Source organism: Enterobacter sp. 148H3, from assembly GCF_034107425.1.
Lineage (GTDB): Bacteria > Pseudomonadota > Gammaproteobacteria > Enterobacterales > Enterobacteriaceae > Enterobacter > Enterobacter vonholyi.
On the sequence record NZ_JAWNEI010000054.1, the window covers coordinates 1 to 643 of the forward strand.

Consider the following 643-nt stretch of genomic DNA (forward strand, 5'->3'; position numbering starts at 1 on the left):
TGCCGTGACCCTTATCCCGGCGGGGACTGAAGCGCGCGGCCTGTACCGCACCGGCACGCTGAAAAACGGGCAGGGGCGGCTTTTTCTCGCCATCACCGAGCTGCGCACGCCAGAACCCGGACGCCTGGTGATTCCGATGGCTGACAGCCAGGCCGTGGGCGCGATGGGCGAGAACGGCGTCGCGGGCTGGATAGACAATCACTGGCTGGAGCGGATAGGTAATACCCTCCTGCTCGGTTCGGTACAGGATATTGCCGCAGCGGCCTCCGGCTCGTCACCGGGCAGGGATCGCAACACCGACTATACGGAGAATACCCGCGCGGCCACGGCGGAAATGGCAAAAACGCTGCTGGAAAACAGCATCAACATTCCGCCAACGATGTACCTCAACCAGGGGGATGTGATTGGCCTTGTCACCGGGGCGGATATTGATTTTTCAGACGTCTACAGACTGCGCATGAGGTAAACGATGGACGATAACCTGACTGATACCCCGTCAGAGGGCAACGTCGCGCTGTCACACCTGCGCGACCTGCTGTTCGGGGACTACCTGAGCCGGGAGGGGCTGACGGAGATCGCCATCAACCGCCCCGGCGAGATCCACACAAAAATTAACGGGCGCTGGGAAATGCACGCCTCGCCG

At 61.7% G+C, this 643-nt stretch carries 1 protein-coding gene and 1 pseudogene; both read left to right on the forward strand.

Annotated features, from left to right (window positions below; genetic code table 11):
* Window positions 1–466, forward strand: a 466-nt coding sequence (locus USH94_RS22490; protein WP_320731359.1) for a TrbI/VirB10 family protein, incomplete at its 5' end; no start/stop codon positions are given.
* 3 nt (window positions 467–469) lie between these two features.
* A pseudogene (locus USH94_RS22495) lies at window positions 470–643 on the forward strand (P-type DNA transfer ATPase VirB11); the annotation flags it as partial.